This window comes from Amycolatopsis sp. NBC_01480 (assembly GCF_036227205.1).
GTDB lineage: Bacteria > Actinomycetota > Actinomycetes > Mycobacteriales > Pseudonocardiaceae > Amycolatopsis.
This window is the reverse complement of record NZ_CP109442.1, coordinates 9,544,979-9,567,289: the sequence shown is the minus strand read 5'-3', so window position 1 is coordinate 9,567,289 and position 22,311 is coordinate 9,544,979. Positions and strand designations below refer to the sequence as shown.

General features: G+C 71.9%; 20 protein-coding genes. 9 read left to right on the top strand and 11 right to left on the bottom strand.

What is annotated here, in order from left to right; genetic code table 11:
- The first annotated feature begins 60 nt into the window (after nt 1–60).
- A complete protein-coding gene (gene uvrB, locus OG371_RS44480) occupies nt 61–2,220 on the top strand; it encodes an excinuclease ABC subunit UvrB (RefSeq protein ID WP_329063330.1) in 2,160 nt (719 codons plus the stop codon).
- Nucleotides 2,221–2,535: 315 nt separating this feature from the next.
- Nucleotides 2,536–2,910 carry an MmcQ/YjbR family DNA-binding protein gene (locus tag OG371_RS44475; protein ID WP_329063328.1) on the top strand — a complete coding sequence of 125 codons (375 nt, stop codon included), beginning with the start codon at nt 2,536–2,538 and terminating at the stop codon, nt 2,908–2,910.
- Nucleotides 2,911–3,158: 248 nt separating this feature from the next.
- Here OG371_RS44475 and OG371_RS44470 read toward each other — a convergent pair whose 3' ends face one another.
- Nucleotides 3,159–3,551 carry a MerR family transcriptional regulator gene (locus OG371_RS44470; protein ID WP_329063325.1) on the bottom strand — a complete coding sequence of 131 codons (393 nt, stop codon included), beginning with the start codon at nt 3,549–3,551 and terminating at the stop codon, nt 3,159–3,161.
- 64 nt (nt 3,552–3,615) lie between these two features.
- Here OG371_RS44470 and OG371_RS44465 point away from each other — a divergent pair, with 64 nt between their 5' ends.
- Complete coding sequence (locus OG371_RS44465) at nt 3,616–4,839, top strand: MFS transporter (protein ID WP_329063323.1); 1,224 nt, start codon at nt 3,616–3,618, stop codon at nt 4,837–4,839.
- A gap of 126 nt (nt 4,840–4,965) precedes the next feature.
- Here OG371_RS44465 and OG371_RS44460 read toward each other — a convergent pair whose 3' ends face one another.
- Nucleotides 4,966–5,562 carry an NADPH-dependent F420 reductase gene (locus OG371_RS44460; RefSeq protein ID WP_329063322.1) on the bottom strand — a complete coding sequence of 199 codons (597 nt, stop codon included), beginning with the start codon at nt 5,560–5,562 and terminating at the stop codon, nt 4,966–4,968.
- A 10-nt stretch (nt 5,563–5,572) separates the two neighbouring features.
- Nucleotides 5,573–6,073, bottom strand: coding sequence for a nuclear transport factor 2 family protein (locus tag OG371_RS44455; protein ID WP_329063320.1), 501 nt, complete (start codon nt 6,071–6,073; stop codon nt 5,573–5,575).
- Here OG371_RS44455 and OG371_RS44450 point away from each other — a divergent pair.
- The gene (locus OG371_RS44450; protein WP_329063318.1) at nt 6,020–6,478 is read left to right on the top strand and encodes an RrF2 family transcriptional regulator; all 459 of its coding nucleotides are present in this window, start codon (nt 6,020–6,022) and stop codon (nt 6,476–6,478) included. The two genes, OG371_RS44455 and OG371_RS44450, sit on opposite strands and share 54 nt — an antisense overlap.
- Nucleotides 6,479–6,485: 7 nt before the next feature.
- On the opposite strand, the gene OG371_RS44445 is transcribed toward OG371_RS44450, so the two are convergent.
- The 4 genes from OG371_RS44445 to OG371_RS44430 all read right to left on the bottom strand — a co-directional run bounded on the left by OG371_RS44445 (nt 6,486) and on the right by OG371_RS44430 (nt 12,617).
- The gene (locus tag OG371_RS44445; protein WP_329063316.1) at nt 6,486–7,892 is read right to left on the bottom strand and encodes a S28 family serine protease; all 1,407 of its coding nucleotides are present in this window, start codon (nt 7,890–7,892) and stop codon (nt 6,486–6,488) included.
- A gap of 97 nt (nt 7,893–7,989) precedes the next feature.
- Nucleotides 7,990–8,745 (bottom strand): enoyl-CoA hydratase/isomerase family protein, encoded by a 756-nt coding sequence (locus OG371_RS44440; protein WP_329063314.1) that lies wholly within the window; start codon nt 8,743–8,745, stop codon nt 7,990–7,992.
- Nucleotides 8,746–8,811: 66 nt separating this feature from the next.
- Entirely contained in the window at nt 8,812–9,750 is a 939-nt protein-coding gene (locus tag OG371_RS44435) for an ABC transporter permease subunit (RefSeq protein WP_329063311.1), read from the bottom strand.
- Nucleotides 9,747–12,617: an alpha/beta fold hydrolase gene (locus tag OG371_RS44430; RefSeq protein ID WP_329063309.1), complete on the bottom strand. Its 2,871-nt coding sequence runs from the start codon at nt 12,615–12,617 to the stop codon at nt 9,747–9,749. Before OG371_RS44430 ends, OG371_RS44435 begins: the two co-directional genes overlap by 4 nt.
- 342 nt (nt 12,618–12,959) lie before the next feature.
- Here OG371_RS44430 and OG371_RS44425 point away from each other — a divergent pair, with 342 nt between their 5' ends.
- Both OG371_RS44425 and OG371_RS44420 read left to right on the top strand, forming a co-directional pair.
- A complete protein-coding gene (locus OG371_RS44425; protein ID WP_329063307.1) occupies nt 12,960–13,925 on the top strand; it encodes a TerC family protein in 966 nt (321 codons plus the stop codon).
- 38 nt (nt 13,926–13,963) lie between these two features.
- Nucleotides 13,964–15,913, top strand: coding sequence for a S9 family peptidase (locus tag OG371_RS44420; RefSeq protein ID WP_329063305.1), 1,950 nt, complete (start codon nt 13,964–13,966; stop codon nt 15,911–15,913).
- A 125-nt stretch (nt 15,914–16,038) separates the two neighbouring features.
- Here OG371_RS44420 and OG371_RS44415 read toward each other — a convergent pair whose 3' ends face one another.
- The 3 genes from OG371_RS44415 to OG371_RS44405 all read right to left on the bottom strand — a co-directional run bounded on the left by OG371_RS44415 (nt 16,039) and on the right by OG371_RS44405 (nt 18,670).
- Nucleotides 16,039–16,695: an RES family NAD+ phosphorylase gene (locus OG371_RS44415; protein ID WP_091617004.1), complete on the bottom strand. Its 657-nt coding sequence runs from the start codon at nt 16,693–16,695 to the stop codon at nt 16,039–16,041.
- 50 nt (nt 16,696–16,745) lie between these two features.
- Complete coding sequence (locus tag OG371_RS44410) at nt 16,746–17,327, bottom strand: DNA-binding protein (RefSeq protein WP_329063303.1); 582 nt, start codon at nt 17,325–17,327, stop codon at nt 16,746–16,748.
- A 365-nt stretch (nt 17,328–17,692) separates the two neighbouring features.
- Nucleotides 17,693–18,670, bottom strand: coding sequence for a LacI family DNA-binding transcriptional regulator (locus OG371_RS44405; protein ID WP_329063301.1), 978 nt, complete (start codon nt 18,668–18,670; stop codon nt 17,693–17,695).
- Between the two features lie 106 nt (nt 18,671–18,776).
- Between OG371_RS44405 and OG371_RS44400 the strand changes: the two genes are divergently transcribed.
- Entirely contained in the window at nt 18,777–20,261 is a 1,485-nt protein-coding gene (locus tag OG371_RS44400) for an FGGY-family carbohydrate kinase (protein WP_329063300.1), read from the top strand.
- Here OG371_RS44400 and OG371_RS44395 read toward each other — a convergent pair.
- Nucleotides 20,249–20,914, bottom strand: coding sequence for a helix-turn-helix domain-containing protein (locus tag OG371_RS44395; protein WP_329063298.1), 666 nt, complete (start codon nt 20,912–20,914; stop codon nt 20,249–20,251). The genes OG371_RS44400 and OG371_RS44395 overlap by 13 nt on opposite strands.
- 40 nt (nt 20,915–20,954) lie before the next feature.
- Between OG371_RS44395 and OG371_RS44390 the strand changes: the two genes are divergently transcribed.
- Both OG371_RS44390 and OG371_RS44385 read left to right on the top strand, forming a co-directional pair.
- Nucleotides 20,955–21,353 (top strand): NUDIX hydrolase, encoded by a 399-nt coding sequence (locus OG371_RS44390; protein WP_329063296.1) that lies wholly within the window; start codon nt 20,955–20,957, stop codon nt 21,351–21,353.
- 193 nt (nt 21,354–21,546) lie between these two features.
- On the top strand, nt 21,547–22,044 hold the full coding sequence (locus OG371_RS44385) for an MmpS family transport accessory protein (RefSeq protein ID WP_329063294.1): 498 nt from the start codon (nt 21,547–21,549) through the stop codon (nt 22,042–22,044).
- The last annotated feature ends 267 nt before the right edge of the window (nt 22,045–22,311 follow it).

Sequence of the window (22,311 nt, the reverse complement as noted above, 5' to 3'; positions counted from 1 at the left end):
AGCGCCTCATACCGACTCCGCGACTGAAAACTGTCGGTGGGTCGGCTTACTCTGGTTCTCGTGGCTTTCGCAACCGAACACCCCGTCCTCGCCCAGTCCGACTTCCGGCCGGTCTCCGACGTCCCCCGGTCCGGCGGCCGGTTCGAGGTCGTCAGCGACTACCAGCCCGCCGGTGACCAGCCGGCGGCCATCGACGAGCTCGAGCGCCGCATCCGCGCGGGCGAGAAGGACGTCGTGCTGCTGGGCGCCACCGGCACGGGCAAGTCGGCCACCACCGCGTGGCTGATCGAGCGCGTGCAGCGGCCCACGCTGGTCATGGCGCCGAACAAGACGCTGGCCGCGCAGCTGGCGAACGAGCTGCGCGAGCTGTTCCCGAACAACGCGGTCGAGTACTTCGTCAGCTACTACGACTACTACCAGCCCGAGGCGTACATCGCGCAGACGGACACGTACATCGAGAAGGACTCGTCGATCAACGACGACGTCGAGCGGCTGCGCCACTCCGCCACGATGAACCTGCTCTCGCGCCGCGACGTCATCGTGGTGGCCAGCGTGTCCTGCATCTACGGCCTGGGCACGCCGCAGTCCTACCTCGACCGGTCCTCGATGCTGCGGGTCGGCGAGCGGCTCGACCGCGACGTGTTCCTGCGCGCGCTGGTCGATGTGCAGTACACGCGCAACGACATCGCGTTCGCCCGCGGCACCTTCCGCGCCCGCGGCGACACGGTGGAGATCATCCCGGCGTACGAGGAGCTGGCCATCCGGGTCGAGTTCTTCGGCGACGAGATCGAGAAGCTGTACTACCTGCACCCGCTCACCGGCGACATCGTGCGCGAGATCGACGAGGTCCGGATCTTCCCGGCCACGCACTACGTCGCCGGCCCGGAGCGCATGGAGAAGGCGATCAAGGGCATCGAGGAGGAGCTCGAGCAGCGCCTGGCCGAGCTGGAGCGCCAGGGCAAGCTGCTGGAGGCCCAGCGGCTGCGCATGCGCACGGCGTACGACATCGAGATGATGCGCCAGGTCGGCTTCTGCTCCGGCATCGAGAACTACTCGCGGCACATCGACGGGCGGGGCCCCGGCACCGCGCCGGCCACGCTGATCGACTACTTCCCGGAAGACTTCCTGCTGGTCATCGACGAGTCGCACCAGACGGTGCCGCAGATCGGCAGCATGTACGAGGGCGACATGTCGCGTAAGCGCAACCTCGTCGAGTTCGGCTTCCGGCTGCCCAGCGCCACCGACAACCGGCCGCTGACCTGGGAGGAGTTCTCCGACCGGATCGGCCAGACGGTGTACCTCTCGGCGACGCCGGGCCCGTTCGAGATGGGCCAGGCGGCGGGCGAGTTCGTCGAGCAGGTGATCCGCCCGACCGGCCTGGTCGACCCGAAGGTGGTGGTCAAGCCGACCGAGGGCCAGATCGACGACCTGGTGCACGAGATCCGCGAGCGGGCGGAGAAGGACGAGCGGGTGCTGGTCACCACGCTCACCAAGAAGATGTCCGAGGACCTCACCGACTACCTGCTGGAGCTGGGCATCCGGGTGCGCTACCTGCACTCGGAGGTCGACACCCTGCGCCGCGTCGAGCTGCTGCGCCAGCTGCGCGCCGGCGACTACGACGTGCTCGTCGGCATCAACCTGCTGCGCGAGGGCCTCGACCTGCCGGAGGTGTCGCTGGTCGCGATCCTCGACGCGGACAAGGAAGGATTCCTGCGCAGCGGCACCTCGCTGATCCAGACCATCGGCCGCGCGGCCCGCAACGTCTCCGGCGAAGTCCACATGTACGCCGACAAGATCACCGACTCGATGCGCCACGCCATCGACGAGACCGACCGCCGCCGCGCCAAGCAGGTCGCCTACAACGAAGAGCGCGGCGTCGACCCGCAGCCGCTCCGGAAGAAGATCGCCGACATCCTCGACCGCGTCTACCTGGAAGCCGAGGACTCCGAAGAAACAGTCGCCGTCGGCGGCTCAGGCCGCAACTCCTCCCGCGGCAAGAAACCCGAACAAGGCGACCGCGTCCGCAGCTCCGGCATGCTCCTGGACAAGGACGTCTCGGGCATGCCCCGAGCCCAGCTGGCCGACCTGATCCAGCAAATGACCGACCAGATGATGCAAGCCGCCCGCGACCTCCAATTCGAACTGGCCGCCCGCCTCCGCGACGAGGTCTCCGACCTGAAGAAGGAACTGCGCGGAATGGACGCCGCCGGAATCAAGTGAGCCGCGGGGATGCAGTGAGCGGTCGCCGGTGACCGCCACGTTCGCGCTCGACGCTGCCCTGTTGGCTGCTACAGCCGCCGCTCCGACCGCAGCCACCAGGAGGGCCACCGCGACTCCCGCGGTGGTCGCTCCGGGCGCCGCCACTCCCGGGACTGCCGCTCCGGGGGCCGCCACTTCTGGGGCTGCCGCTCCGGGAGGTGCGACTCTTGTGGCTGCCACTCCGGCCACTTTCGCGGCGGCCGCTCGCGTCGGCGATGCCGCCGAGGCCGATGCAGCCGAGCGCGTGGCCCCCGAGCCCATGCGCGGGTTCCGTCCGTGACCACCGACCCCAGGACCGTCGAAGACGTGATCGCCTACTGCCTGGCGAAACCGGGCGCGCAGGAGACCTACCCCTTCGGCGACCACGTCCTCGTGGCGAAGGTCGGAGGCAAGGCCTTCGCCTTCATAGGCCAGAACGCCCCGCCCTCGGTCGGCTTGAAATGCGGCGCCACCGAGGAGGAGGCCGCGGAACTCCGGACCCGCTATCCGTCCACGGTCTCGGTGATGGCCTACCTGGGCCGCTACGGCTGGAACAACATCGCCCTCACCGCTCCTGTTCACGCCACCGTGCCGCCCACCGAACTGGCAGAACTACTCGACGCCTCTTACGACGCAGTGGTAGCCAAGCTGCCGAAGTCGCGCCGCCCCTGAACCTTCGCTCGATCGCCGCGGTGCCTGAATCCACAAAGGACACACCGCGAACATAGCCTGCCGCCCTGCCGCGGGATGCCTGCTGGCTCCCTGCAGCGCGCGGCCGCCTGTCTGGAGACGCTGCCGCCTGCTTGCCGCGCGGGCGCCGGTCTGGATGTCCTGCCGCACCGCCGCCTGCTTGCCGCGGGCTCCTGCCCGGATGCCCGCCACACCGCTACCGTTCTGTCCCGGGGAGCGGGGGCCAGACGTCAGGCCGGTGCCTCGACGAGCACGTCCGGTGGGTTTCCGTCGCGGACCGCGTCCAGGTACTCGGCGATCGCGTCGCGGTTGTGGGTCAGGCAGGTGATGCGGGTGGTCATGCGGTCGAGTTCGTGTTCCAGCGTCGCGATCATTTCGGGGGTCGCGTCGGGGAAGTAGAGGGCGCGGGGTTTGCCCAGGCAGGGCAGGATCTGCTTGATGATCCGCGTCGGCAGGCCGGCGTCGAGCAGACCGCGGATCTGCAGCACCCGGTCGACGGTCGGCTCGTCGTATTCGCGGTAGTCATTGGGGGAGCGGCTCGCCACGATCAGCGCTTGCTCCTCGTAGTACCGCAACAGCCGACGTGGCGTGTCAGTCCGCGCGGACAGCTCCCCGATACGCATGTGCGCCGCCTCACTCCTCGCCGGATTGACCTTCACATCCATGTGATGGTTCGAGCATACGACCATGCGAGTCCACCGGAAGCCACACCACAAGCCGCACCCCAGCCCCGACCGCCCCCGGAACCTCCCCGCCAAGCTCCCCACCCGCGCTCTCCTGCCCCTGGCCACAGCCGTCTTCCTCACCAGCCTCACCGAGACCCTGCCCGCCGGAGTGCTGCCCGGCCTGAGCGCCGGACTCGGCGTCAGCGAGGCAGCGGCGGGCCAGGCCGTCACGGTTTACGCGCTCGGCACCGCCCTCACGGCCATTCCGCTGTCCGCCGTCACCTCGAGCTGGGGACGCAAGCGGTTGCTCCTCACCGCGATGGCGGGGTTCGCCGCGGCCAACACCGTCACTGCCGTCTCGGGGAGCTACCCGCTGACGATGGCCGCCCGCTTCATCGCCGGGGTCGCGGCCGGGCTGGCTTGGGCGCTGCTCGCCGGGTTTGCGCGGGGCCTCGCGCCGGAACCGTTGCGGGGCAAGGCGATTGCCCTGGTCATGACCGGCATCCCGGTCGCGTTGTCGTTCGGGGTGCCGGCCGGGACGTTCGCCGGTGACGCGTTCGGCTGGCGCGCGCCGTTCTTCGCCATGACGGGGCTCGCCGTCGGCACGCTCGCCTGGATCGCGGCGCTCGTCCCGGAACAGCCCGGGCGACGCCACGAGAAGGCACCGGCGCTCAAGGCCCTCGCCGTCCCCGGCGTCACCCCGGTACTGGCCGTGACGCTCGTTTTCGTGCTGGCACATACGATTCTCTACACCTACGTCGCCACCTTCCTGACCACGCTGGGCCTGAGCGGGCAGACGGACCTCGTGCTGCTCGTCTTCGGCCTCGCGTCGCTGGTGAGCATCGCGGTCGTCGGCGCGCACATCCAGCGGCGGCTGCGGGCGCTCACCCTCGCCGGCACCGTGCTGGTCGCGGTGGCGGCCGCGGCCCTCGCCGGCGGCAGCCCGGTACTCGTCTACGTCGCCGCCGCGCTGTGGGGCCTCGGCTGGGGCGGCGTCCCGACGCTCCTGCAAACCGCGGCCGCCGACGCCGGCGGCGAACAGGCCGACGCCGCCCAAGCCATGCTCGTGACCCTGTGGAACGCGGCGATGGCCGGCGGCGGCGTGGCCGGCGGGATCCTGCTCGACGCGTTCGGGGCGCGCGTTTTCCCGTGGAGCGCACTGATTCTGCTGGGCCCGGTGCTCGTCGTGGTGGTTTCGGCCCGGAGCCACGGTTTCCCGCGGCCCCGGGCCGCCCCCGCCGCCTAGGGAAGGCCGGAAAGCATTCCCGGACAACGGCAACAGAGTGTCAGCGCCGAGCCGAAGCCAGCGCCGCACCGATCTCGGCAGCCGAGGCCGGAGCGGCCGGCCGGCCCAGGAACCGGTCGTCCTTGGTCACCGAGTAGGGCGCGCAGAAGGCCGGACTGCCCGCTTGCGAGCGCCAGCTTTCGGCGAGCGGCCCCATGTCCACGAAGTCGTACCCGAGCAGGGAAACCAGCTCGGCGGCCGCCTTCTTCGCGCCCGGATCGTCGCCGGCGATCGGCAGGCGGTGCGGTCGGCCGCGCCCACCGGCCGGGGCAGGGCTTCGAGGTGCTGGTAGTTGATGTTGTTGAACGCCTTCACGACGTGTGCCCCGGTCAGGTGCCGCTGGAGCAGTTCGCTGTCGGTGAGCTCCCGCGCTTCGAGCTCCGGGATGGCGCCGTCACGCGGGGCCCAGTAGTTGCCGGTGTCGATGACGGTCTTGCCGGCGAGGGGTTCCGCGGGAACCGTCCCGACGGCGCCGACCGGGATCGTCACGACGACCCAGTCCCCGGCGGCCGCCGCCTGCGCGGGGGTGGCCGCCCGGGCCCGCGGCCCGAGTTCGCGCACGAGGCCGGAAAGCGTTTGCGGGTCCCGCGAATTGCTGAGCACGACGTCCAGGCCGGCATCCACCGCCAGCCGGGCGAGGACGCCGCCGATGTGCCCGCTTCCGATCAGTCCGAGGGTCTTCATGCCCGGCCGATCAGAAGACGTAAGGGATGTCGTGGGTGATGTCCATGTGGCGGACGCGCCACGCGCCGCCGGTCCGCCGGAAGAAGAAGTGGTAGTAGCCGGACTCGATCGGCTTGATGGTGCCCTGGGCGCCGAAGGTGCCGGCGGGCCAGCCGCCCTCGGGCTTCGGAGCTCCGACGACGTCGAACGTGATGAACTGGGTTTCGATGTCGGCGTCGTCGCCGTCGAGGGAGACCACCGGGTCGTAGGTGGTGTGGTGGCTCCAGCCCAGGGGCGGGTGCGGCGCCATGGCCGTGGACATGGCCTCGGCGATCCGCGCCCCGCCGGAGAGCTTTCCCAGCAGCTCCAACCCTTCCGGCCCGCGGTAGTGGATCTCGACGACCGCGTCGGCCTCGTACAGCGTGGCCATCGCCTCGCCGTCGCGCCGGTCCGCGGCGTCGACGGAAGGAGCCCGGGCATGGTGGACGTGCGGTTCTCCAGCGCGCTCAAGGCGATGCTCTTGCTGGGCCACGGTGAGGAAGAAGGCAGTCCCGTCCTCAGCTCGACTCAGCTCGCCCGCAGCCTGGACACGAACCCGAGCCTGGTGCGCAAGCTGATGGTCCCGCTGGTGCAGGACGGGCTCGTCGCGTCCATCAAGGGCCGCAGCGGCGGCGTCCGCCTCGGCCGGCCCGCGGACCGGATCACGCTGGGGAAGATCTACCGCTCGTCGGTCGGTGACAAGCCGCTGTGGGCCCCGCGCGCGGAGGGACCCCGGGAATGCCTGGTCACCAACAACTCCGCCGAGTACTTCGCCCAGCTCACCACCGAGATCGAGGTCGCCGTCCTCGGCGCGCTGGCCGATCGCACCCTCGCCGACAGCCTCGACGAGCTGCGCGCCATCGACCGCGCCGGGAACCCGGGCGCGACTGTCCGATGAGGACGGTCTAGAGCCGCGGCCGTTCGGCCGTCAGCGGGTCGGCGTCGAACCCGGGGAAACCGGCCGTCGCCGATCGGGCGGACGGTGACGGCTGGGCGGGCAGTCCGGCCCAGCGGCGGATCGTCGCCGTCGCCTCCGCGGACTGCGCGGCGGGCAGCTGCGCGATGTTCGACCCGTGGTTGCCGCCCGGCACGAAGTAGCGGTACGAGTCCTTGCTCCCGAAGCCGAGTTCGAACGGCTCCGCGCCCCACGGGTCGTTCGAGCCGTACACGAACAGCAGCTGCTTTCCCTGGGTCTTCACCCAGAAGTCGACGTCCGGCATGGCGAGGTAGTCGAAGCGCGGCAGCTTCACCGAAGGCGGCACGAACGTCGCGGGCACGTCGGCGCCGGGGTAACGCAGCAGGTCGCGCAGGTAGCTGTCGTACGCCTCGGGCGAGCCGAGCTGCACCGCCGCCTGGTAGTAGTACGGAACGTACGGCTCCAGCTGCTGGTCGGAGTAGGTGTTCAGGCTCTCGACCTGTTCGAACCACGCCCAGACGTCCGCCGCGGGCGCGCCCGGCTTCGGCACCGAAGCGCACGCCGACGCCGGCTGGTACTGCCAGAACGCGAAGTACGAGTCGATCACCGAGATCTCGAGCGACTTGTCCACCGAGCCGACGGTGGAGAACGTGTAGCCGTTCTTCGCCGCGTCGGCCTTCGCCAGCTCGCCGAGTTCACCGCGTCGCTTCAGCGCGTCACGCTGGATCGCCTTGAGCGACGCGCGGCAGGCGGGGTCGCCGACGTGCGCGAGGAAGTCGTTGTACCGGTCGAGCGGGTCGATCACGTCGTTCGGCGCGACGTACGGGATGGTGCCGTCGACGTCGCCGGGGAAGAACCGGCGGAAGTAGGTGGCCGTCATGCCGCCCTTGCTGGCGCCGGTGGCGAGCCACTTGCCCGGGTAGATCCGCTTGAACGCCTGCACCGCGGCGTGCTCGTCGGCCGCGGCCTGCCAGATGGTGAGCTGGCGCGACCAGTCCGCGGGCTCCGGCCGCGACGGGGCGAAGTAGCGGTACTCCATCGAGAGCTGGTTGCCGTCGACGATCCTCGTCGGCTCCGAGCGGTTGGGAGCGGTGGACACGTTGTAGCCGCTGGTGAAGGCGACCGTCGGCGCGCTGAAGTCGTGGTGCAGCAGGGTGAACCGCTGCTGGAACGCCGGCCCGTGCGGGTTCCGGTGGTCGGCCGGCTGGGTGAAGGTCAGCTCGAAGAAGCGGAACCCGGCCGGTGCCGGGTCCTCGGACACGACGGTCAGCCCCGGCACCGTGTCGAGCACAGCCCTGATGTCGCGGTCACCGGCGGCGACCGCCGTGGGCGCCACTCCCACCACGGCAGCGGCCGAAAGCAGAACCGTCGAGAAGGCGGTGAGCAGCCTGCGCACAGTGTCCTCCGAACACCCGGACCATCCCAGCCGTCGGATCCTCACAGACCGCCCAGGACCGGGCAACCCACCAATGGCGGGTCTTTCCGGACGCGAGTCAGGAACGCAGTACGCGGTCCACATAGGACTTGACGGCGGCCAGCGCGGCCTCGGAGCGCCACATCCGCTCGACGCTGTCGTCGTCGGACACCCGGTTCTCCGCGATCCGCTGGTGGTAGGGCCGGTGCAGCTGCGCCTTGGTCAGCGCGAACGCCTCGGCGGGCAGCTCGCCCAGCCGCGTGGCCAGCTCGCGGGCGCGGCCGAGCACCTCTTCGGCCGGCGCGATCTCGTCGACCAGGCCGCGGGCGAGCGCGTCCTCGCCCGGCACGGTCGCCCCGCTGTAGATCAGGCCGGGCAGCGGGTTCGTGCCGTACGCGCAGCGCAGGATTTCCAGCGCCGCGATCGGGAACGGCACGCCGACGAGCAGTTCCGTGACGCCGAGGCGGGCCGGCCCGGCGGCGAGCACCCGGTGGTCGCACGCGGCGGCCAGTACCAGGCCGCCCGCGATCGCGTGCCCGTTGACCGCGGCCACCACCGGGCGCGGGAAGCCGAAGACCGCCAGCAGCGCGTCGGACAGCGCGGGCAGGAACTCGCTGACGTAGCCGGCGCCGCCCTCGTCGATGCTGAGCAGGTCGACGCCCGCGGAGAACATCGAGCCGGTCCCGGTGAGCACGACCGCGCGGGCGCCCGCGGCCTCGGCCTCCCCGAGCTGCAGGACGAGTTCCCGGCAGGTGGCCGTGTCGAGGGTGTTGCCGCGGCCGTGATCGAGGGTCACGAGGGCGACGCCGGCGTCGAGTTCGAGGTGGATCGTCACGCTGGCGACCGTACCGCCCTCCGGCCGCCGGCGTCGGACGACGCGGCGGCCGGAGGACGGGCGGGGTCAGCTGGTGATGTCCTTGCGCGCGAACCGGCGCCCGGCCAGCAGCAGGAACACCGTGCTGTAGATCAGCGACGAGAGCACCCCGCTGGCCATGTTCGACCAGTCGACGTCGGTGGAGATCAGGTCGATCCAGGCGAACGAGTAGTGCGTGGGCAGGTAGTTGCGCAGCCCTGCCAGTGCCGTGATCTGGTCCAGGATCTGCGACAGGATCGCCACCAGCACCGCCCCGCCGACCGCGCCGAGCGGGGCCTCGACGGACACGCTCAGCAGCAGCGCCAGCCCGGCCACCCAGGCCAGCTGCACCACGATGTACACAGTGGACAGTACGAGCGCGAGCAGGCTCTGCCCGAAGCCCACCGAGTCGCCGGTCGGGCTGATCGCGTCGCCCGTGCCGTACCAGATCACGCCGACCAGCAGCGAGACCAGCGGCAGCAGCACCAGTGCCGCGGCGGACAGCAGGCCCGACACGATCGCCTTCTGCCGCAGTACCCGGTGCCGCGGCACCGGGATGGCGAGCAGGTACTTCAGGCTCGACCACGAGGACTCACTCGCCACCGTGTCGCCGAAGAACAGCGCCACGATCATCGGCAGCAGGAAGGTCCCGGACACGAACAGCGCGAGCACGACGAAGTTCGGCGCGCTCGCCGTCGCGAGGTCCACGAACCCGCCCGAGCGGGCGTTCGGGTTCGACTGCCCGATCTCGAACGCCACCACCAGGATGAACGGCAGGAGCACGACGAACCCGAGCACCAGCTGGGTACGCCGCCGCTTGAGCTGGCGCTTGAGCTCCACGCCGAGCCGCAGCGTGCGGTCGGCGCGGTAGCCGGCCACGGCGCCGTCCGGGCCGACCTCCGTCCGTTCGTGCGACGCGAGGTCGCTCAGCTCCTGCAGTGCGGCCGGGTCGGTGTGCACCCCGCCGGAGCCGTTGGTGTCGTTCATGAGTTCTCTCCGACCAGCTGCAGGAACGTGTCTTCCAGCCGGCGCCGCGGCCCGGCCTGCTCCACCGCGACTCCCGCCCGGACCAGTGCCGCCACGGCCTCGGCGCGCGGCAGCCCGTCGAGGTTCGCGTGCACCAGCTCGCCTTCGACCGTGACGTCGGTGACGCCGTCGAAGGCCTTCAGCGCCGCGGCGGCCGCGGCCGGGTCGTCGACCCGGAACGTCGCCTCGCCGCTGGCCGCCGCCAGCTCGCCGACCTCGCCCGAGGCCACCAGCGTGCCGCGGTGCATGACCACGACGTGCGAACAGGTCTGCTCGACCTCGGCCAGCAGGTGGCTCGAGACGACCACGGTGCGGCCCGTGGCGGCGTAGCGCTGCAGGACCTCGCGCATCTGGTGGATCTGGGGCGGGTCGAGCCCGTTGGTCGGCTCGTCGAGCACCATCAGCTCCGGCAGGCCGAGCATCGCCTGGGCGATCGCCAGCCGCTGCCGCATGCCCTGGCTGTAGTTCTTCACCCGCCGGTCCACGGCGTCGCCGAGCCCGGCGATCTCCAGCGCCTCGGCGAAGTGCGCCTTCTCCGCGGGCCGGCCGGTGGCCGCCCAGTACAGCTCCAGGTTGGTCCGGCCGGACAGGTGCGGCAGAAAGCCGGAACCCTCCACAAAGGACCCGATCCGGGACAGCACCGGCGCGCCCGGGGTGATCCGGTGGCCGAACACGCGGATCTCGCCCTCGGTCGGGCTGATCAGGCCCATCAGCATGCGCAGCGTGGTCGTCTTGCCCGCGCCGTTGGGCCCGAGCAGGCCGAGCACCTGGCCCGGCTCGACGCGGAAGGACAGGTCCTTCACCGCGACGAACCCGCCCGCGTACTGCTTGCGCAGCCCGCTGATCACCAGCGGGGTGTGCGCCAGCTCGGGGTCGACGTCGTGCGAACGGCGGCGTCGCAGGGCCGCGAACGCCAGCGCCGCGACGGCGACCAGCAGCGTCGCGCCGATGCCGATCAGCTGCCCGGCCGGCGCCGGCGTGCCCACGGAGACCCCGGGCACGACCGGCACGGCGAGCGAGGAGCCGGCCGCGAGCCCGATCCGGAACACCCCGGGCTGGCCCGGCACGGAGTACGACTGGTCGGTGGTGCCGACCACGAGCCGCAGCGAGTGGCCCGCCTCTATCGGCCGCACGATGCCGGGCAGCGTCACGGTCACGTCGACCGGCGTGCCGTCCGCGGGCAGCCCGCTGACCCGGAACGGCGCGACGGCGTTGGCCGGCAGCACCCGGCTGCCGTCCGTGCCCACGTCGTAGAGCTTCGCGAACAGCACCGCGTCGGTCAGCGGGTGCGCCGGGTCGGCCGCGACCTGGAGGTGCACTGTGGACGATCCGGCGACCAGCAGCTGGCTGCCGAACGGCGTGGTGCGGAACTGGGCCGCCTGGCCCGCCGGGTCGGTGCTGAACAGCGGCGCCAGCCGGGACGAGCTGCCCGCGAGCCCGTTCAGCCCGGGGATGCCGCTGACCGCGGCGGGGTTCGCCCCCGCGGGACGGACCGCCGGCTGCACCGGGCCGGTGAGCGCGATCTGCCGCCGTTCCGTGCCCTGGCCGGTGAGGCCGGGGTAGGCGTCGGCGTTGACCGTGCGCACGGACGGCGTGCCGTTGGCCCGCAACGTGCCCTGCACGTCGTAGCTGAAGCCGGTGCCGGGGTCGCTGCCCTCGCCGGTGAGCGAGTGCCAGAGGAAGTCGCCGATCTTGGCCCGCAGCTGCGGGCCGGGGGTGCCGCCGTCGTGGCCGCCGGTGTACCAGATGGTCTTGACCTTGCCGCCCGCCGCGCTGATCTGGCGCGCGGTGGCGTCGGACTGGTCGAGCCCGAACAGCGTGTCGCTTTCGCCCTGCACCAGCAGGGTCGGCGCGGTGATCTTGCTCGTCACCGAGGCGGGGGAGACCCGGTGCAGCAGCGCGACGGTCTGCGGGCTCGCCTTCCCGGTCGTGGCCAGCTCGGTGTAGGCCTGGCAGACCTGGGCGGTGAACCGGCCGCACGGGTCGGCGGCGGGCAGCTGCGACGCCTGGCCGCCCGCGGTGGGCGTCGCGGCCTGGGGCGCGGTGCCCGAACCCCCGGCCGTGGTGCCGGAGTCGTTCGTCTCCTGCCCGGCCTCGGGGGCTTCGGCGGACGGGCCGCCCGCGGACGTCGCGCCGGAGCCGGCGGAGAAGAAGATGCCGGCCCAGCTCTTCTTGAACACCCCGTCGGGGGCGAACTCGCCGGCCGCCGGGGTGTCCGCCGCCGGTGCCTGCGCCGCGGCCGCGTTCGGCACCAGGCCCTGGGCCAGGTCGTTGTAGGTGATCACGGGCGCGACGGCGTCGATCCGCTTGTCCGTGCCCGCGAGCAGCAGGGAGAGCGCGCCGCCGTAGGACGCGCCGGTGACCGCGACCTTCGGGTCGCCCTTGCCGTCGGTGAGCACGTCCTGGCTCGCGGCCAGGTGGTCCACGAGCCGGCTGGCGTCGGCGACTTCGGCGTCCGGGTCGTTGAGGCCGATCTTGCCGGTGCTGCGGCCGAAGCCGCGCGCCGACCAGGTCAGCACGACGAAGCCGCGGCCGGCCAGTTCCCGGGCCTGCGGGTCGACGCTGGACTTGTCGCCGCCGAAGCCGTGGGCCAGCAGGACGGCGGGCGCGGGGGTCTTCTCGGGCAGGTAGGTGGTCGTGTCGATGCGGACCTTGTCCGCCGAGCCCGGCGCGGCCGGCATCTCGAGGAAGGCGTCCTGGGTCCGGACGGCGGACGGCGGCGAGCCGCTGGTCGTCCAGACGACCACGGCCGCGGCGACGACCACCACGACCGCGGCCAGCGCGGTGAGGCGGGCGCCGCGCGTGCGAGGGAGTGGGATTCGGGGCACGCGCCGACGCTATTGGAGTTTTGCTGAGAACGTCGCGGCGGGCTCACACGAATCCGACATCCCGGCCGCGGGCGTCACCCGTCCGGGAAGCCATTCCGGCCGCGGGTGTCACCCGGCCTGGCCGCGGTGACCGGGCTAACACCGCCGGACCGGTGACGCGGGCAACCTCCGCTGGCGTTTGCGGGCCGTAACCGGCACACTGAACTCGCTGTGAGGGGAGTATTCCTTCGCGGCGGTGTCGTCAGCACGGTGGCTCAGGCCCCCGGCACCGTCGGTCGCTGATCGAAGCGGCGGGAGAGACCTCCGGTTAGTTGCTGCTGTGCACTATCCGGAGGTTGTTTCATGACTGTCCCCCTGTGGCTGTGGATCGCAACGGTCGGCGGGATTCTCGCCTTGATCGCGATCGACCTGTTCATCGTCGACCACAATCCACACGCGGTGACCACCGGTGAGGCCGCCCGCTGGGTGATCTTCTACGTCGCCTGCGCGGTGCTCTTCGGCATCGGTGTCTGGGTGTTCGCCGGGCACAACTCCGGCGTCGAGTTCTTCACCGGGTACATCACCGAGTACTCGCTGAGCGTCGACAACCTGTTCATCTTCATGATCATCATGGCATCGTTCAAGGTGCCGGCGATCCACCAGCACCGGGTGCTGCTGGTCGGGATCCTGCTCGCGCTGGCCATGCGGAGCGTGTTCATCGCCGTCGGCGCCGCGCTGATCGCGGAGTTCGTGTGGGTCTTCTTCCTCTTCGGCGCGGTGCTGATCTGGACCGCGATCAGCATGCTGCGCAAGAAGGACGAGGAAGAGGAGTACAAGGAGAACGCGGTCACCCGGTGGGTGCGCAAGTTCTTCCCGGTGACCGACGACTTCCACGGGCACAAGTACACGGTCAAGGTCAACGGCAAGCGGATGATCACCCCGATGCTGGTGGTGATCGTCGCGATCGGCTCGGCCGACCTGCTGTTCGCGGTGGACTCGATCCCGGCCATCTTCGGCATCACCCAGGAGGCCTTCCTGGTGTTCACGGCCAACGCGTTCGCGCTGATGGGCCTGCGCCAGCTGTACTTCCTGCTCGGCGGGCTGGTCGAGAAGCTGGTGTACCTGACCTACGGGCTGGCCGTGATCCTCGCCTTCATCGGCGCGAAGCTGTTCGTGCACGCGCTGCACGAGTACCACGTGGCGCCGGACTGGCTGGACATCAACAACTGGATCTCCCTCGGCGTGATCGTGGTCGTGCTGACCGTGACCACGGTGGCGAGCCTGGCGAAGGCCAAGCGGGACGAGCGCGCCGGGCTGGCCGCGAAATAGGTCGTTCGCGTTGCTAATGATCCGGTACCGTCGTCGGCATGCGTCCTGCCGACATCGAAGCCCTTGTCGTCCCCGGCCGTCCCGCGCTGCGGGGTGAGCTGCTGATCACCGCGGTGCAGCGTCCGGACCTGGAGTCCGACTCCGGGCACAGCGCGCTGCGCCGGGTGGACCTCGGCGGCGGGGAGGCGCCGTGGACCCACGGGCCGCACGACGCGGCGCCGTCGATCTCACCGGACGGGCGCTGGGTGGCGTTCCTCCGCGCCGGCGAGGGCACCGGCGCCGACGGCAGCCCGCAGGTGCACGTGATGCCGACCGGCGGCGGTGAGGCCAAGCGGCTGACGTCGCTGCACCTGGGCGCGGACGCGGCGGTGTGGGCGCCGGACTCGCGCCGGCTCGCGTTCACTGCCCGGGTGCCGGAAGCCGGTCGCTACGGCACCGCGACCGCGGACGGCACGACGCCGGAGCCGCCCGCCGAGGCCCCGCGCCGGATCACGCGTTTCGACTACCGCATCGACGACGTCGGCTTCCTGCGGGACCGGGTGAAGCGGCTCTTCGTGGTTGACATCGACGCTGACCCCGCGGCCGGACTGGAACCCATTTCGCCCGCCGGCTACGACGTGGACCATCCCGTGTGGACACCCGACGGCGAGCGCCTGGTCGTGGTGGTGCCGCAGGACTGGGACCGGGTGGAGACCGACTACCGCGACCTGGTCTCGTTCCCGGCCGCGGGCGGCGAGCCCGAGCTGCTCGTGCAGTGCCACGGTGCCGCCGATCTGCCCGTGTTCGGCCCGGACGGCACCCTGTTCTTCTACGGAACGTCCTATGAGGACGGTCATTTCGAGGCCAACAACATCGGCCTGTACGCCGCCGTCCTGGGCGACGGTGGCCCGGCCGAGGCGCGCCGGCTGACCGACATCGAGACCGTCGACCTCGAAATCGGTGCGGGCCCGGCGATCCCGCTCGGCGACGAGGTCCTGGTGGTCGCGCGTGACCGCGGCGCGGCCGAGCTGCGCGCCGTGCCGGTGAAGGCCGACGCGGCGCCGTTGGAGAGCCTGCGCGTGCTGCACGGCGGGCACCTCGCGGTCCGCGGGTTCGCCGCGGACGGCGACACGGTGGTCGCCGTGGTCGCGACGCCGGAGACTTCCGGTGACGTCGTGGTGCTCACCGCGGCCGGCGGCCCCCGCGTGCTCACGGACTACTCGAAGACGTTGCGGGACAAGGGCCTTTGCGCGGTCGAGGAGCTGAACACCACCGCGCCCGACGGCTACCCGGTGCATGGCTGGGTGGTGCTGCCCGAGGGCGAGGGCCCGCACCCGGTGCTGCGCGTCGTGCACGGCGGCCCGTTCGCCCCGCAGGACTGGGCGGTGTTCGACGAGGCCCAGGTGTACGCCTCCGCCGGATACGCCGTGGTGCTCGGCAACCCGCGCGGCTCGGCGGGCTACGGGCAGAGCCACGGCCGCGCGATCACCCACGCGTTCGGCACCGTCGACGTCGACGACGTGCTGGCGCTGCTGGACAAGGCGCTGGAGCGGCCCGACCTCGACCCGTCGCGGGTGGGAATCATGGGCGGCTCGTACGGCGGGTTCATGACCAGCTGGGTCGCCTCGCACCACCCGGAGCGGTTCAAGGCCGCCTGGAGCGAGCGCGCGGTGAATGCGTGGGACTCGATGGTCGGCAGCTCCGACATCGGCTACACCTTCGTCGACTCCTACATCGGCTCCGACCCCGAAGTCCAGCGCGACCGCAGCCCGCTCACCTACGCCGCGGACATCTCCATCCCGTTCGCCGTGGTGCACTCCGAGCAGGACTGGCGGTGCCCGCTGGAGCAGGCGCAGCGCATGTTCGTGGCCCTGCGCAAGGCGGGCGCCGACGCGGAGTTCCTGCTGTTCCCGGGCGAGGGCCACGAGCTGACCCGCTCGGGCCGGCCGCGCCACCGCGTGCAGCGCTTCGAAGCCGTGCTCGAGTGGTGGTCGCGGCACCTCGGCTAGGCGGTTGCGCCCCAATGTGGCGTTCGGTGCGTTGGGCGCAACCAACGCCACATTGGGTGCGTTGAGCGCAACCAACGCCACATTGGGGCGCTTCAGGCGACGGCGGAGCCCGGCAGCACACGGTGCTAGTTGAGCAGCGTGTAGTTCAGCTCTTCGCAGACCCGGCCCAGCGGCACGTCGAGGCCGGGGTGGTCCAGCGGCAGCAGCACGTCCGGCGCGATCGGCAGCGCGGCGCCCGCGGGCGGGTCCCACAGGCACAGCGACGGGTCGCCGGCGTCCATCGAGGAGCGGTACCAGAGGCCGTCGAGGTCGGGCAGGGCCGTGCGGATCGCCCGGGCCCAGGCCTGGGTGATCTTCTTCGGCCCGCTGGAGATCTCCTGCGAGGCGCCCACCCGCGTCGGCCACAGGCCGGTCAGGTCGAGCAGCCGCAGCGTCCGCGTCGGCCGGACTACGACCAGGCGCGGGCCGCGCGTCTTGCGGTCGACGGTGGAGCTGGTCTGGAAGACCTCGGCGACGCTGGTGCGCACGGTCAGGCCGAAGTACAGCACGCCGTTGGCCGGATCGGTGACCGGCTGGCCGCCGCGGCCGGGCGGCTGCTGGTCGAACCGCCCGTGCGGGAGCGGGCCGGTGTAGCGGAACGTGTTCCACTGCTGCGGGTGGTTGCCGTGCGCGGTGAAGATCCGGACCAGCCTGGTCTCGGGCTGCACCGAAACCACGTCGTGGCTCCGGTCCAGTTCCTTGACCAGGGCAGATCGTGCGGGCGGCAGGGGGAGCCGGGCCATGCGTCGGGGGTCGTCCGTCCTGTGTGGGTGATCTTGCTCTTCGGCTCAGCCTAGAACGGCGAGCCGAGCGTGGCGACGAGGCGGGCGAGGACTTCGGGGTCACCGCCGGACAGGAGCCACTGCCGCGGGGTCGCGGGCCGGTCGCTGATCACCAGGTCGGCCTGAGGGGTGTTCATGAACGCGGCGACGACCAGCGCCGGCTGGTCCTCGGGCACCGCGCGCAGCACGATCTCGAGGCCGGGCAGCACGCCCGAGCCGTTGAACTGCCAGGACGGCAGCCGCCAGCCCTGGTCCTTCCAGCCGGTGAGCCGGCCTTCCTTGAGACGGTGCCGGATGCGGCTGTCGTCGACGCCGAGCGCCTGCGCGGCCTCCAGCACGTTCAGCGCGGAGTCGGCGAGCACAGCGTGCGCGGCGACGGTGCGCGCGCGGAAGTCCGGCTCGTCCTCGTGCCGGGGCGACAGGTCGAGCCCGACGTCGGCGAGCGCCGCCTGCTGGTCGGGCGAGAAGTAGTGGGACGGGTCCGGATTCGGGGGCGAGAGCCGGCGGGCCGCGTCCTCCACGAGCGTCAAGAACTCGTTCGCGTCGGCCTTGAGGCCGGCTTTGGCGAGGACGTTCTCCAGCGCGGGTGACATGCGCCCAGACTAGCTCGCGTGTGCGGGTTCGTGCGGTTTCTCACCGGATCTGTGGGTGAATTCACCAGAGATCGACACGGAGTGCACAGCATCAAACACGATGCGTAGGCGATTGGGGGACAGTGTGCCCAGGACGTGGCCCGCTTGTCCAGGCTTTCGCGTGCTTGACACCCCGACGTGGCGCCTTTACGTTCCGTTGGTAATCGATTTCCGCCTCGGGGTGCTGCGGCTCCGGTGTCCTTCGGGGCACCGGCGCTGGGGGGTCAAGGGGGTGGGACGTGCCTGGGGGCCGGCGCCATGCCGGCCCACCAGGCACGTCGTTCGCCCGTGCGGCCGGTGCCTCCGAGTCGTCGCCCGGCCGCGATTCAGCGGCGGGAACTCTGCCGTTCGATCAGCCGGGCTTCCAGCGTGGTCGTGGTGGGCACGCGGGTGCCGTCGGCGATCCGGGCCAGCAGCAGCTGCGCGGCGACGCGGCCGATGTCGTACGCGGGCTGCGCGACGACCGTCAGCGGCGGGTCGATGAGCGTGGTCCAGGGGGCGTCGTCGAAGGACACGATGCCGACGTCGCGGCCGGGCCGCAGGTCGCGTCCGGTGAGCGCCTGCAGGACGCCGATGGTCATGGTGCTGTTGGCGACCAGCAGCGCGTCCGGCGGCTCGGGCAGGTCCAGCAGCTCCAGCGCGGCCAGCCGGGCGCCCTCCGCGCGGTACTCGGTGCGGCGGAACAGCTTGGTGTCCTCGCCGACGGCGTCGCGGAAGCCGTCGAGCCGGTCGTCGGCGGTGCGCACGCCCGCGGGGCCGCTCAGGCAGCCGATCCGGTGGTAGCCGCCCGCGATCAGGTGCTGGGTCGCTTCGCGCGCGGCGCGGCGGGTGTCGACCAGGACCTGGTCGCCGTCGGGCCCGTTCAGCGGGCGGTCGACGGCCACCACCGGCGTGCCCTGGCGGCGCAGGTGCTCGACGTTGGTGGAGCGGCCGGTCGGCGAAAGCACCACGCCCGCGACCCGCTCCTGCAGCGCCACGTCGATGTAGCGGCGCTCCTTGTCCTCGTTCTCGTCGGAATTGCACAGCACCACCGAGTACCCCGACACCTGCGCGAGGTCCTCCACCCCGCGCGCGATCGCCGTGAAGAACGGGTTCTCCACGTCGGAGATGATCAGCGCGAGCACCGCGGTCTCCTGCCGGCGCAGGTTCCTGGCCAGGCCGTTCGGGTGGTAGCCGAGCTCCTCGGCGGCCAGCAGCACCCGGGCGGCCAGTTCGGGGTCCACAGTGGACTTCCCGTTCAGCGCCCTCGACACGGTCGCCGTGGAGACCCCGGCCCGCGCGGCGACGTCGCTGATGGTGGCCACCACGACCTCCTCGTCCCTGGCTTGTCCCCGCCTACCTTGACACCCTGCCGGGTCGAGAATAGCGTCCCGGGTAATCGTTTACCGTAACCTTACCCAGGGAGTCGCGGTGGATCCGGGCCTGCTGCTCGGTATCGACATCGGCACGTCCAGCTCCAAAGGCGTCCTGGTCGCTGCGGACGGGACCATACTTGCGCGCGCCGGCCGTGCGCACACCACCTCCCGTCCGCACCCCGGCTGGTTCGAGCACGACGCGGAAGCGGTGTGGTGGGGCGACTTCGTCGCGCTGTGCCGCGAGCTGGCCGCGGCGGCGGGCGACCGGCCGCTGGCGGGCCTGGCCGTGAGCGGCATCGGCCCGGTGCTGCTGCCCGCGGACGCGAGCGGCCGCCCGTTGCGCCCCGCGATCCTGTACGGCGTCGACACGCGCGCGAGCGCCGAGATCGCCGAGCTGACCGCGGAGCTGGGCGAGCAGTCCATTGTGGAGCGTTCGGGCAGCGCGCTGTCCAGCCAGGCCGTCGGGCCCAAGTGGCGCTGGCTGTCCCGGCACGAGCCGGACGTCGCCGCGCAGGCCGAGCTGTTCCTCATGGCCAGCTCGTACCTGGTGCTGCGGCTGACCGGCGAGTACGTGCTGGACCACCATTCGGCCAGCCAGTGCGACCCGATGTACGACCTCCGCGCCGGGGAGTGGGCCGAGGATTGGGCGGGGCTCGTCGCGCCCGGCGTCACGCTGCCGCGGCTCCTGTGGCCGACCGAGGTAGCCGGCACCGTGACGGCCGAGGCGGCGGCCGCGACCGGGCTCCCGGCCGGACTGCCGGTCACCGCCGGGACCGTCGACGCCTGGGCCGAGGCGGCCAGCGCCGGTGTGCGCGCGCCCGGCGACACGATGATCATGTACGGCACCACCATGTTCCTGATCCAGACCGCGGCCCGGCCCCGCCCGGTGCCCGGGCTGTGGGCGACCCGCGGCGCGTTCCCCGGCACGTTCTCGCTGGCCGCCGGGATGGCGACGTCCGGCGCGATCACGGACTGGCTGCGCGAACTGGTCGGCGGCGAGTTCGCCGACCTGGTCGCCGAGGCCGGCGCGGTGCCGGCCGGGAGCCGCGGGCTGCTGATGTTGCCGTACTTCGCGGGGGAGCGGACGCCGGTGCCGGACCCGGACGCACGTGGCGTGGTGGCCGGCCTGACGACGTCGCACGGCCGCGCCGAGCTGTACCGCGCGGCGCTGGAGGGGACCGCGTACGGCGTGCGGCACAACCTGGAGGCGATGGGCGAGGCGGCGGGACGGCGGCTGGTCGCGGTCGGCGGCGGGACGCAGGGCCGCGTGTGGACGCAGATCGTCAGCGACGTGACCCGGTCCGCCCAGCACGTGCCGGCCGAGACGATCGGCGCGGCGTTCGGCGACGCATTGCTGGCCGCCTTCGCGGTGGGGCTGGAGCCGGACGTCGAGGCGTGGAACCCGGTCGCCGCCGTCGTCGAGCCGGATCCGGCGCGCGCGGACGTCTACGACGAGTTCTACGCCCGCTACCGCGCCCTGCACCCGGCGACGGTGGAGCTGCAGCATTTCCTTGCGGCGCAACAACGTCAGGAGAAATAGGCGCTCGGCGTCAAGCCGGTGAGGGCGCGGCAGTCGCGCGCGAGGTGCGCCTGGTCGGCGTATCCCGCGGTGGCCGCCAGCTCTGCGAGACGCGTGACGCGTGGGGCGGCGGCGATCGCGCGCTGGAGCCGGGTGACCCGCAGATAGGTGGCCGGGCCGTAGCCGACGGCGATGGTGAACCGGCGTCGCAGCTGCCTTTCGCCCAGCGATGCCGGGAGCGCACCGACCCGGGACGGGCCGCGCTCCAGGTGCGCGACCACCGCCGTGACGGCCGGGTCGGGCTCCGCGAGACGTTGCCGCACCACTTCCGCGAGGGACAGCGTGCCGTCCAGCACCCGCTCGGCCAGCACCGCGCCCTCATGGCCCCACAGCGCGGCCAGCGGGACGCGGGTGTCGCGCAGCTCGTCCGCCGCCACCCCCAGCACGCCGGCCGCCGCACCGGGCCGGAAGCGCAGGCCGTGCAGCACCACGCCGGGGGTGGTGGCCGAGGACCAGGGCCCGGTGTCCGGCCCCGCCACGAACACCTCGCCGTCGCCCGCGACCAGGTCCAGGCAGCCGTCCGGGACGATGCGCCGCGGACCGCGCGGGGCCGAGCGCCACAGGCAGCGGACGGCGTGGCGCACCGGTTCCGGCGGCGGGCTTTCGGAATACACACTTGAGATCATCCCCGGTGGGTACGACAGAATGCGAGCCATGACCCCGATCGACGCCCTGGCCTGGGTGCACGTCCGCGACCGGCGGCTGCTGTCGGTCCGCACCAGCGGCAAGGCGAAGTTCTACCTGCCCGGCGGCAAGCGCGAGCCGGGCGAGGGCGACGTCGCCGGTCTGTGCCGCGAGATCCGCGAAGAGCTGGGCGTGGAGCTGGACCCGCTGACCTTCCGCTTTTTCGCGCTGCTCGACGAGGAGGCCGACGGGTTCGCCGACGGCCGCCGCGTCCGCATGACCTGCTACACGGCCGACCACGCGGGCGATCCGGCGCCGTCGGCGGAGATCGCCGAAGCGGCGTGGCTGGCCGCCGCCGACGCGGCCGCGTGCCCGCCCGCCGGCCAGCGCGTCCTGCGGATGCTCGCCGACGCGGGCCTCGTCGACTGACGCTCCGTGACCGGGTATCACGACACTGTTATCGGCATCGTGGGTGGTGGACCGCAGGTCTGTGACTCACGGAGACACCCGAAAGGGTGAAGTTCCGGTAACTTTCCCGGCTTGGCTAACACCGCGTGACGTCCGGACGAGAAGTAGACGTCGTACTCGATGGAAGTGCGCTCGAACGAGAGAAGACCTCTCCATGAGTGTTCCCACCGCGACCCCGCCGGAGTCCGCGCCGGGCCGTTCCGGCCCCAGCCGGTTCCGGCCGTCCGGGAGTGTCGTGGTCGTGATCGGCGTGATCGCGGTGGCGTTCGCCGTGGCCTCGTACGTCATGCCGAAGGCCGTGCCCGCGGCCGACCAGGGCCCGGCCACCCCGGTCGTCGGCATCGCGAAGGCCGAGCCGGTGGTCCAGGTGGCCACGCACACCGTCGTCTACCAGCTCCTCGGCCCGGCCGGGGGCGCCCGTTACCTCACCTACGTCGCCACCGGCGCGGACCTCGAGCAGCTGGCCGCGGTCACCACGCCCTGGTCGTTCACCGCCACCCGCACCGGCCCGGCCGGCCAGGCCCAGTTCTCCAGCCTGGCCGCCCAGAACGCCGGCCCGGGCGAGCTGACCTGCCGCATCGTCGTGGACGGGGTGCTCGTCGCCGAGAAGTCCGTTTCGGGGGAGGGTCGCCAGCTCAGCTGTACCGCGTGAGCTGGGTTCGCGCTGTGCCGCGGGGGTGTGAACGGGCGCGGGCGCGCCCGGTTCGAGAGCAGTCCGCCAGCTCAGCTGCACCGCGTCACCCCGGACTGACCGGGGCCTGAACGCCGCGATCCGTCCGGCTCGGGGGTGGGCCGCCGGCTCAGCTGTACCGCGTGAGCTGGGCTCGCGTCGTGCCGTCGGGGTGTGAACGGCGCGGGCCTGCCCGGTTCGAGAGCAGTCCGCCAGTTCAGCTGCACCGCGTCACCCCGGACTGGCTGG

Coding starts and splice junctions, on each gene's coding strand:
- OG371_RS44470 (WP_329063325.1), bottom strand. CDS start 3,551: ATGCGTATCGGGGAGCTGTCCGCGCGGACTGACACGCCACGTCGGCTG.
- OG371_RS44465 (WP_329063323.1), top strand. CDS start 3,616: ATGCGAGTCCACCGGAAGCCACACCACAAGCCGCACCCCAGCCCCGAC.
- OG371_RS44460 (WP_329063322.1), bottom strand. CDS start 5,562: ATGAAGACCCTCGGACTGATCGGAAGCGGGCACATCGGCGGCGTCCTC.
- OG371_RS44450 (WP_329063318.1), top strand. CDS start 6,020: ATGGTGGACGTGCGGTTCTCCAGCGCGCTCAAGGCGATGCTCTTGCTG.
- OG371_RS44435 (WP_329063311.1), bottom strand. CDS start 9,750: ATGAACGACACCAACGGCTCCGGCGGGGTGCACACCGACCCGGCCGCA.
- OG371_RS44425 (WP_329063307.1), top strand. CDS start 12,960: ATGACTGTCCCCCTGTGGCTGTGGATCGCAACGGTCGGCGGGATTCTC.
- OG371_RS44420 (WP_329063305.1), top strand. CDS start 13,964: ATGCGTCCTGCCGACATCGAAGCCCTTGTCGTCCCCGGCCGTCCCGCG.
- OG371_RS44415 (WP_091617004.1), bottom strand. CDS start 16,695: ATGGCCCGGCTCCCCCTGCCGCCCGCACGATCTGCCCTGGTCAAGGAA.
- OG371_RS44410 (WP_329063303.1), bottom strand. CDS start 17,327: ATGTCACCCGCGCTGGAGAACGTCCTCGCCAAAGCCGGCCTCAAGGCC.
- OG371_RS44390 (WP_329063296.1), top strand. CDS start 20,955: ATGACCCCGATCGACGCCCTGGCCTGGGTGCACGTCCGCGACCGGCGG.
- OG371_RS44385 (WP_329063294.1), top strand. CDS start 21,547: ATGAGTGTTCCCACCGCGACCCCGCCGGAGTCCGCGCCGGGCCGTTCC.